Origin of the sequence: Rhodococcus gannanensis (genome assembly GCF_042681175.1) — a bacterium.
In the GTDB taxonomy this organism is placed as follows: Bacteria; Actinomycetota; Actinomycetes; order Mycobacteriales; family Mycobacteriaceae; genus Rhodococcus_G; species Rhodococcus_G gannanensis.
The window spans coordinates 298,103-307,377 of sequence record NZ_JBHUFB010000007.1 but is presented as its reverse complement, the minus strand read 5'-3'; the positions used below and the strand labels follow the sequence as shown (position 1 = coordinate 307,377).

The 9,275-nt window shown below is 69.7% G+C and carries 10 protein-coding genes; 3 read left to right on the top strand and 7 right to left on the bottom strand.

What is annotated here, in order from left to right:
* Positions 1–61 precede the first annotated feature (61 nt).
* The 3 genes from ACFSJG_RS05105 to ACFSJG_RS05095 form a co-directional block, all read right to left on the bottom strand.
* On the bottom strand, positions 62–1,258 hold the full coding sequence (locus tag ACFSJG_RS05105; RefSeq protein WP_378484114.1) for an NAD(P)-dependent malic enzyme: 1,197 nt from the start codon (positions 1,256–1,258) through the stop codon (positions 62–64).
* A gap of 334 nt (positions 1,259–1,592) precedes the next feature.
* Positions 1,593–1,964: a hypothetical protein gene (locus tag ACFSJG_RS05100; RefSeq protein WP_378484113.1), complete on the bottom strand. Its 372-nt coding sequence runs from the start codon at positions 1,962–1,964 to the stop codon at positions 1,593–1,595.
* A complete protein-coding gene (locus ACFSJG_RS05095) occupies positions 1,961–2,815 on the bottom strand; it encodes a PHP domain-containing protein (protein ID WP_378484112.1) in 855 nt (284 codons plus the stop codon). The genes ACFSJG_RS05100 and ACFSJG_RS05095 overlap by 4 nt, the downstream gene beginning before the upstream one ends.
* A 67-nt stretch (positions 2,816–2,882) precedes the next feature.
* On the opposite strand from ACFSJG_RS05095, the gene ACFSJG_RS05090 reads away from it, so the two are divergent.
* A complete protein-coding gene (locus ACFSJG_RS05090; RefSeq protein WP_378484111.1) occupies positions 2,883–3,998 on the top strand; it encodes a magnesium and cobalt transport protein CorA in 1,116 nt (371 codons plus the stop codon).
* 18 nt (positions 3,999–4,016) lie between these two features.
* Here the strand turns inward: ACFSJG_RS05090 and ACFSJG_RS05085 are convergent, their stop codons facing one another.
* The 4 genes from ACFSJG_RS05085 to ACFSJG_RS05070 all read right to left on the bottom strand — a co-directional run bounded on the left by ACFSJG_RS05085 (position 4,017) and on the right by ACFSJG_RS05070 (position 7,352).
* On the bottom strand, positions 4,017–4,604 hold the full coding sequence (locus ACFSJG_RS05085; protein WP_378484110.1) for a suppressor of fused domain protein: 588 nt from the start codon (positions 4,602–4,604) through the stop codon (positions 4,017–4,019).
* 85 nt (positions 4,605–4,689) lie between these two features.
* A complete protein-coding gene (locus ACFSJG_RS05080) occupies positions 4,690–5,790 on the bottom strand; it encodes a winged helix DNA-binding domain-containing protein (protein ID WP_378484109.1) in 1,101 nt (366 codons plus the stop codon).
* Positions 5,791–5,809: 19 nt separating this feature from the next.
* Positions 5,810–6,301, bottom strand: a complete 492-nt coding sequence (locus ACFSJG_RS05075) for a YflT domain-containing protein (RefSeq protein ID WP_378484108.1) — start codon at positions 6,299–6,301, stop codon at positions 5,810–5,812.
* A gap of 94 nt (positions 6,302–6,395) precedes the next feature.
* Complete coding sequence (locus ACFSJG_RS05070) at positions 6,396–7,352, bottom strand: HpcH/HpaI aldolase/citrate lyase family protein (RefSeq protein WP_378484107.1); 957 nt, start codon at positions 7,350–7,352, stop codon at positions 6,396–6,398.
* 76 nt (positions 7,353–7,428) lie between these two features.
* Here ACFSJG_RS05070 and ACFSJG_RS05065 point away from each other — a divergent pair, with 76 nt between their 5' ends.
* Positions 7,429–8,700 (top strand): magnesium transporter MgtE N-terminal domain-containing protein, encoded by a 1,272-nt coding sequence (locus ACFSJG_RS05065; RefSeq protein WP_378484106.1) that lies wholly within the window; start codon positions 7,429–7,431, stop codon positions 8,698–8,700.
* Positions 8,693–9,217: a DUF1003 domain-containing protein gene (locus tag ACFSJG_RS05060; RefSeq protein WP_378484105.1), complete on the top strand. Its 525-nt coding sequence runs from the start codon at positions 8,693–8,695 to the stop codon at positions 9,215–9,217. Before ACFSJG_RS05065 ends, ACFSJG_RS05060 begins: the two co-directional genes overlap by 8 nt.
* Positions 9,218–9,275 lie beyond the last annotated feature (58 nt).

Sequence of the window (9,275 nt, the reverse complement as noted above, 5' to 3'; positions counted from 1 at the left end):
GGCACTTCCGTCCGGTTGAACCGAACGAAAGCGCCCTTCAGCCGGAAACGGAGCCTGTGCGTCAGGCCTGGGCGACGCCCTCGTCGCGAGCCGCCTTCGCGACGGCCTCCGCGACTGCCGGAGCCACCCGCGGGTCCAGCGGGCTCGGGACGATCTTGTCCGCCGCCAGCTCGTCCGCGACGACCGAGAGGATCGCCTCGGCAGCCGCGAGCTTCATGCCCTCGGTGATCCGGCGCGCGCCCGCGTCCAGCGCACCCTTGAACACGCCGGGGAACGCGAGCACGTTGTTGATCTGGTTCGGGAAGTCGCTACGGCCGGTCGCGACGATCGCGGCATGCTTGTGCGCGATGTCGGGGTGGATCTCCGGGTCCGGGTTCGACATCGCGAAGATGATGGCGTCGTCGGCCATCGTCGCGATGATCTCCTCCGGCACGGTGCCCGCGGAGACGCCGAGGAACACGTCCGCGCCGTCGAGCGCCTCGACGATGCCGCCGGTGCGGCCCGCCGGGTTGGTGCGGGCGGCCAGGTCGGCCTTGATCTCGTTCAGGTCGCCGCGATCGCTCGAGACGATGCCCTTCGAGTCCAGCACGGTGATGTCGGAGACGCCGGCCAGCAGGAGGATGTTCGCGCAGGCGACACCGGCAGCACCGGCACCGGAGATCACGACGCGCAGCTTCGTGATGTCACGGTCCTGGACCCGGGCCGCACCCTTGAGCGCGGCGAGCGCCACGATCGCGGTGCCGTGCTGGTCGTCGTGCATGACGGGGCAGTCGAGGGCTTCGATGACGCGCTTCTCGATCTCGAAGCAGCGGGGCGCCGAGATGTCCTCGAGGTTGACGGCGCCGAAGCTCGGGCGCAGCCGGACCAGGGTCTCGACGATCTCGTCGGGATCCTTGGTGTCGAGGACCAGCGGGATCGAGTTCAGGCCCGCGAAGTTCTTGAACAGGGCCGACTTGCCCTCCATGACCGGCAGCGAGGCGCGCGGCCCGATGTCACCGAGGCCGAGCACCGCGGAGCCGTCGGACACGACGACCACGAGGCGGTTGGTCCAGGTGTAGCGGTCGGCGAGGGTTTCGTCCGCGGCGATGGCGCGGCTCACCTGGGCGACGCCCGGGGTGTACGCGATCGACAGGGCACGCTGGGAATCGAGCGGGGCGGTGGTCTCGACCGAGAGCTTGCCACCGACGTGGCCCGCGAAGATCTCTTCGTCGGTCAGCTCAACCTTGGGTGGGGTGGATGCTTCAGTCACGGGAGACACGATGACACTCCTACTCGCGGCGCCACCACTCGGGGGCGGGTTACTGGGAAGTAGCAGCGGCGAAGGTTGTTTTTCGACGCAGCCGCAGGTTTTTCGTACTTGTGGTGAATCTCAGAGGGTGCACGATCGGGGCCCGATCGGTCTACTGGATGGGCACGCGCCTCTGGAGGTTCGGTGACGCCGAGCGGGGTGGGCTCGGGTACTGAAATCTGCCGCTTGTTGAAATCGACTTCGCTCCCCTGCCGGGCTGTGGCACCGGCTCTGGGGTGCAGCAAGTCTGCCACCGACGGCTCACCGCTGGCAAATCTCACTAGTGAACCCCGATTCTGGTGAGCTACCCCCACCACTGCGTCCACAACAGCACTGCTGTGACGAAGAACACGACCAGCGACCCGACGACGGCCACACCACCCCGGCGGTGGTCGGCGAACCGCTGGGCGACGACGACCAGGACGGCGGCGACGACGTGCGCCGTCACCGACACCGCACCCGGCCCCGGGAAGCCGCGCCGCGAGCCGAGCCACGCCGTCACGACGACCACCAGAGCCAGCACCACGACGCCCGCCGTAACCGACCCACTCAGCCCCTGCAGCGCCCGTGCGGCGCCACTGCGCCTGCGCGGCGGCGCCGCACGCCCGGGGGTGCGGATCACGTCCGTGGGCGGCTCCCACTCGGGATCGTGTTCCTGGACCCGGTAGCCGTTCATCCGACCACCACGTCGACCCCGGACGCCGACTCGACGATCCGGTCGTACTGATCGGGGTCGGTGACGAACTCGCCGAGCACGACCGACTTGTTGCTGCCGTGGAAGTCCGAGGACCCGGTGACCACCAGGTCCAGATCGGCGGCGATCCCCCGCAGTATCCGCTGGTCGGCGGCACCGTGATCGTGGTGTGCCACCTCCACCCCGCCGAGACCGTCGGCGACGAGTTCACCGATCTGGTTCATGTCCATCAGCCTGCCTCGGGACGACGCCCGCGGGTGCGCGAGGACGCTGACGCCGCCCGCCTCGGAGACCATTCGCACCGCCTCCGGCAGCGGGGTGTCCTCCTTGTGCACGTAGTACCTGCCACCGGTCCGCAGCAGGTCCGCGAAGGCCTCGTTCACCGACCCGACGACGCCGGCCTCGACCAGCGCCCGCGCCAGGTGCGGCCGGCCCGCCGCAGGTCCGGCAGCCGCCATCACCGCATCCGGGTCGATCGGCAACCCCTCCGCGGCCATCTTCTCGGCCATCGCCCGCAGCCGCGACGTCCGCTCGTCCCGGAGTCGAAGTCGCTCGCGGGCGAACGCGTCGTTCGTCGGATCGAACAGGTAGGCCAGCAGGTGGACCGCCACGGGTCTGCCGTCCTCACCACGGCCCGTGCACGACATCTCCATGCCCCGGACCAGGGTGACTCCCGCGGGAAGCGCGTCGACGGCCTCCGACCAACCGGCGGTGGTGTCGTGATCGGTCAGCGCGACCACCGAGAGCCCGGCCTCGGCGGCGCCCCGAACCACCCCGGCGGGGCTGTCCGTGCCGTCCGAAGCTGTCGAGTGGGTGTGGAGGTCGATACGCACCCTGCCATTGTTCCAGGCCGGTTCGCCCACCCGGCGGGTGCCGCACCGGCGTCGGCAGCGACATAGGATGAGCCGCGACGTCCCCGCGACCGGAGGTGACCCCGTGCCGTCCATCCCTCCGATCTCGGCCCTTCGGTCGTCGCGCGCCACGGCGCGACCTCCCGTGCCCACCATCCGGGTTCCCGCAGCGCGCGCCATCGTGGACTGCGGGGTCTACGTCGACGGGAACCGTTTGCGTGGCAAGTTCACCCACTCTGCCGCGCTCGCGGAGGTACGCGCCCGGGGCACCGGATTCGTCTGGGTGGGTCTGCACGCTCCGGACGCACACCAGATGAATTCCGTCGCAGAGGTTTTCGGGCTGCACGAGTTGATGGTCGAGGATGCGGTGCACGCCCACCAGCGACCCAAACTCGAGGTGTACGACGACGTACTGTTCCTGGTACTGCGCACCGTGACCTACGTCGAACACGACTCCATCTCGACGGCACGGGAGATCGTCGAGACCGGGGAGATCATGATCTTCCTCGGCCGCGACTTCGTCGTGACCGTCCGCCACGGCGACCACTGCGGACTCGCCGGTGTGCGTGCTTCGATGGACGCGGATCCGTCGCGACTCGCCCGCGGTCCGAGCGCCGTCATGCACGCGATCGCCGACCACGTCGTCGACAGCTACCTGGCCGTCACCGATCTCGTCGAACGCGACGTCGACCAACTGGAGGAGGACGTGTTCAGCGTCCGCCAGGTCGACGTCGATTCCATCTACCTCCTCAAGCGGGAGATCGTCGAACTACGGAAGGCCGTCGCACCTCTCGGCGCGCCGCTGCAACGCCTCGGGCAGGAGGCGAGTCTCGGTGTACCGAAAGAGGTTCGGCGTTATCTCCGGGACGTGCAGGACCATCACACGATCGTGGCCGAGCGGGTCACGGAGTTCGACGAGGTGCTGAGCACCCTGGTGGAGGCGGCGCTGGCGAAGGTCGCCGTGCAGCAGAACACCGACATGCGGAAGATCTCGGCGTGGGTCGCGATCGCAGCCGTCCCGACGATGATCGCGGGCATCTACGGCATGAACTTCGAGCACATGCCCGAACTGGGGTGGAGCCTGGGCTATCCCGCGATCCTGACGGTCATCGCGGTCGTCTGCAGCGGACTGTTCGTGACGTTCCGGCGCAACGACTGGCTCTGAGACCGACGTCCACGCGGGTCAGAGTGACGCCTGGGCACGACGCGGGTCGCGGACGTCGATGCCCGCCTCGTCCCACGCCTCACGCAACGCAGCGGCACCCTTGAGGCGAACCCACGCCGCCTCGGTACCGGTAATCGGCACCGCCTCCAGGAACTCCACCGGATCCGCGGGCTCGGGCAGCGCGAGAGCTTCGACTCCACTGTCCCCCAACAGGATTGCCGTGAACGGAGCCCCCTTCCACAGCGGCTCACCCAGGTCCACGAGGCCGTCCAGCGCCAGGACGACGCCCTCGACCGCCGGCGCCGCGGCGAGTATCGCGAGGGAGCGGTGCACACCCGACGCGACGTCGAGCCCACCCTGCAGGGTCAGGACGAGTTCCGCGCGGGGGCCTCGGACGGGGTCGGCGACCAGGTCGCTGGGATCACCCATCGGATGCCTCGAGCAGCCGAGGGAGGCATAGCGGACAACACCGTCGGGGCCGGGTGCGAAGCGCAGCACCTCGAGCGGTTCCAGCCCCAGGAACGTCACCGAGGCCGCCGACGGCTCGGTGCCGCCGAAGCGCTCCACCAGGTGAGCGCGCACTGAGGTCAGGACGTTGTCGGTCACCACCCCATCTAACACCCGGCGACCGTTTCGCCCGGTCACGGGTGGTGTGACCCGCATCTCACGGCGTGTCGACGGCTGTGTGAGGTCAGTTCCAGGCGATCCGGACGTCGTGTTCGAGTCCGGGATGGGCGAACTCGAGCAGGTCCCGCACCTCCGTCGCCACCTCCGACATCACACGCTTCGACAGGGGGCGGAACCCGGTGACCTCCGCGACCGCGCCGTCCCGGCCCGAGGTCATCGTGACGTGACCGGCCACCTCGCCGTCCAGCAGCAGCGCAGGTTTGACGATGCCGTTGACAGTGAACAGGACTCGACGGTGGGCGTCGTCGAGGACCCGAGACCGGTTCGCGTGCGCGAGCAGAACACTGTCGAACGGAGCGAGGATCCGAACCGGCGCAGGCGCGTCGCCACCGGGACGCGGCGCGTCGGGCAGGTCGAACAGCTCCACACCGTCCGGGCCGCCGAAGACCCGCAGCCGGTCACGCAGCCGGTCGAAGACCTCACCGAGCCGCGTCAGCCCCGACCACGCCTGCGCGTCGGCGACCGTGGCGGGGCCGTACGCCGCGAGGTACCGCACGACGATCCGCTCCGGATCCGGTTCCGTCAGTGGCGATCCCGTCCAGTGCTCCAGCGTCGTGCAGACCGGCTGACCGGATCGTCCCCACAGGCCCCGCGGCGGTACCTGCACCAGCGGAAGCACGTCCCGCACGGCGTGCGCGAGCGCCGCCGGGTCCCGGTCCGGCCAGCGCTCCGCGAGCAGCGGCCTCAGCGCCGCCAGCGTCGAGGGGGCGGCCTCCAGATGCTCCCGCGACCACGACTCGAGGGCATCCCGGTCGAACCCGGCGAGCGCCTTGGCGTGCTGGGCGTTGGTGCGGAGGTCGCGGTCCATGATCGGCTGTGTCCACGGCCGCAGTTCCCGCGCGTCCTCCGCCGTCACGGCGTGCACGGTGCCCCGCATCGTCACGATGCGCACGACCGCGCCGTCCTCGATCAGCTGCGACAGCTGATCGGCGCCGAACCCCGTCAGCCGGGTCCACAGGGCGAAGTACGGCGCGGTCGGCGACTGCGCCTGCAGTCCGTACAGGTGCCGTGTGGCGTCCACGGCCGACAGCGCGGTCCGCTCCAGCAGGTACTGCCGTGCGAGCGTGGCGCGGCCGAGCTCCCGAACGTCGAGCGTGTCGCGCACCCCGTCCCCCGGCCGTCCGTCAGAGCGCCAGTTTGGCAAGCATGTCGCGGGCCCGCTCCGCCGTCTTCGGTTCGCACAGCACGTCGTAGCGTCCCGCAACCAGCTGCATGGTCGAGGCGAAGTCGCGGGTGCCCCTCGTCGCGGCGTACGGAATGGTCGTCGAGATGACGCCGAAGACGATGCCGCCGAGGATGCCCGCGATCAGCGGGCCGAGCAGGTTGTCGGTGAACAGACCCAGGAGAAGACCCAGGAACACGCCGAGCCAGGCACCCGAAACGATGCCGCCGCCAATGACTTTCGCCCAGCTGAGCCGGCCGAGAACTCGCTCGACCTGCATGAGGTCGACGCCGACGATGGTGACGTCCTCGACCGAGAACTGCTGGTCCGAGAGGTAGTCGACGGCGCGCTGCGCCTCCGCGTAGGTGGGGTACGAGCCGATCGGCCAGCCGGTGGGCGGCGTCGGAAGTCCGCCCCGTCCGGGCTGATTCGGCGGTCCGAGTGGGTTCGGCATTCGGCGGCGCTCCTGGTTCTCCCGCGAACCGGGTGTGCCCCGGTCCGTCGGATCGTGACGGCGGGCCGCTGTCGCGCTGCGGCTGATGTCCAGTTTACGGAGATTCGGGATCGAAACGCGTCGTGCGGGTCATTCGGGCGGCGCGGCCCTTCGCCGCGATCACCTGAGCCATCTTGGCGCTGGCCTCGTCGATCATCTCGTCACCGAGCATCGCGGCACCCCGCGCGCCTCCGGCGGCCGAGGTGTGGAACTCGTACGCGTCGAGGATCATCTCGGCCTTGTCGTAGTCCTCCTGACGGGGACTGAACACCTCGTTGGCGGCGTCGATCTGGGTGGGATGGAGTACCCACTTGCCGTCGAACCCGAGCGCAGCCGACCGGGACGCGGCCCGCCGGAACGCGTCGACGTCACGGATCTGCAGGTAGGGACCGTCGATCGCCTCGAGCCCGTGCGCGCGGGCGGCCATCAGGATCGTCATCAGGATGTGGTGGTAGGCGTCGCCGGTGTCGTAGCCCTCCGGCTGCTCACCGACCACGAGCGTGCGCATGTTGATGCTCGCCATGAAGTCGGCGGGACCGAACACCAGCGTCTGCACCCGCGGGCTCGCCGTCGCGATCCGGTTGATGTTGGTCAGGCCGATCGCGTTCTCGATCTGGGCCTCGATGCCGATCCGCCCGACCTCGAGTCCTGCGTCCTTCTCCACCTGGGTCAACAGCAGGTCGAGCGCCTGAACGTGACTGGCGTCGACCACCTTCGGCAGCAGAATCGCGTCCACGTGCACGCCCGCGGCCGACACCACGTCGACGACGTCGCGGTACGTCCACTGCGTGGTCCAGTCGTTGACGCGGACCACCTTGATCTGGGATCCCCAGCCGTCCGACGCCAGCGCCTCTGCGATCTCGGTGCGCGCCTGCGCCTTTGCCAGCGGCGACACCGCGTCCTCCAGGTCGAGGAACACCTCGTCCGCGGGCAGGCCCTTCGCCTTCTCGATCATCTTGCGGCTGCTGCCGGGAACGGCGAGCACCGACCGCCGCGGACGTGCCTGCACCATCGTGAACCTCCCACCGAGAGGCGACCCGACGTCCGCGATCCGACGTCCGGACACCGAGACAATTAGCCTTGCCATCATGGCAGCAGTGAGCAAGGTCTTCGCAGCCAGGCTCGCGGGCCTCGTGGTGCTGGGACCGGACGGCGAATCGATCGGCCGGGTCCGTGACGTGGTGATCGGCATCCGGTTCGGGCGGCAACGCCCCCGGGTGCTGGGGCTGGTCGTGGAACTGGTGACGCGACGGCGCATCTTCGTCCCGATGCTGCGTGTGACCGCGGTCGAACCGGGCTCGGTGACGCTGACCGGCAGCGTCAGCCTCCGCAAGTTCGCCCAGAAACCCGGCGAGGTGCTCGCGCTCGCGCAGGTCGTCGACACCCGGGTCCGGGTGGACGACCCCGAGCTGGAGGAACTCGCCGGAATCGACGTCCTCGTCGTCGATCTCGGCATCGAACTGACCCGCACCCGCGACTGGGTAGTCTCCCGCGTGGCGGTGCGGAGACCGCGGGCCCGGCTGGCACGCCGCGCGCCGGTGCACGTCGTGGAGTGGCAGCACGTGGAGGGACTGACGCAGGCGCAGCTCGAACAGCCCGGTCAGGGCGTGTCGCAGCTGCTCGCCCAGTTCGACGGCATGCGGGCCGCGGACGTGGCCAATGCGATGCGCGACCTGCCGGACAAGCGGCGTCACGAGGTCGCCGTGGCCCTGGACGACGAGCGCCTCGCCGACATCCTGCAGGAGCTGCCGGCCGACGACCAGACGGACCTGCTGACCCACCTCGAGGTGGAGCGCGCCGCGGACGTCCTGGAGGCGATGGACCCGGACGACGCCGCCGACCTCCTCGGTGAGCTGCCGGAGACCGAAGCGGAGTCGCTGCTGCAGTTGATGGATCCGGAGGACTCGGAGCCGGTGCGCCGCCTGCTCGAGCACTCCCCCGACACCGCGGGCGGCCTGATGACGCCGGAACCGGTGATCCTCGGCCCGGCGACCACGGTCGCGGAGGCGCTCGCGATGGCCCGCAATCCCGACCTGACGCCGTCGGTCGCGAGCATGGCGTTCGTGGTGCGGGCACCGATCTCCACCCCGACCGGCCGCTACCTCGGCTGCGTGCACCTACAACGACTGCTACGCGAACCACCGGCCTCGCTCGTCGGCGGCCTGCTCGACACCGACCTCGGATCGCTCGACCCCGAGGATCCTCTGGCCACGATCACCCGGTACTTCGCGCGGTACAACCTGGTGGTCGCGCCCGTCGTCGACACCGAAGGACACCTGTTGGGCGCGGTCGCCGTGGACGACGTGCTCGACCACCTGCTGCCGGAGGACTGGCGCGAGGAGGAGCTGACCGGTGAGTGAGAAGCGAACGAGCGCGGACCGGTCGACCCAGTCGGCGCGGGCACGACTCGACACCCCGGGCGGCGGCTGGCGCGGGTTCAACATCGACGTCGAGGCGGTCGGCCGCGTCAGCGAGTCCATCGCCCGTTTCCTCGGCACGGGCAAGTACCTGCTGATCCAGACCGTGGTGGTGATCGTCTGGATCATTCTCAACGTGGCCGCGGTGGGCCTGCAGTGGGATCCCTACCCGTTCATCCTGCTGAACCTGGCGTTCTCCACGCAGGCCGCCTACGCGGCCCCGCTGATCCTGCTGGCGCAGAACCGGCAGGAGAACCGCGACCGCGTCTCGCTGGAAGAGGATCGATCGCGCGCCGAACAGACGAAGGCGGACACGGAGTTCCTCGCTCGCGAGCTGGCCTCCCTGCGTCTCGCCGTCGGCGAGGTCGCGACCCGCGACTACCTGCGCCGCGAGCTCGACGAGATCAAGTCGCTGCTGGCCGCTCGGGAGGACGACGAGGACCCGCAGCCGAAGCGTTGAGCGTGCGGCTCGCGGCCGAACACCCGGCGAGGGACGTTTCCGTTATGTAACCTCGGTC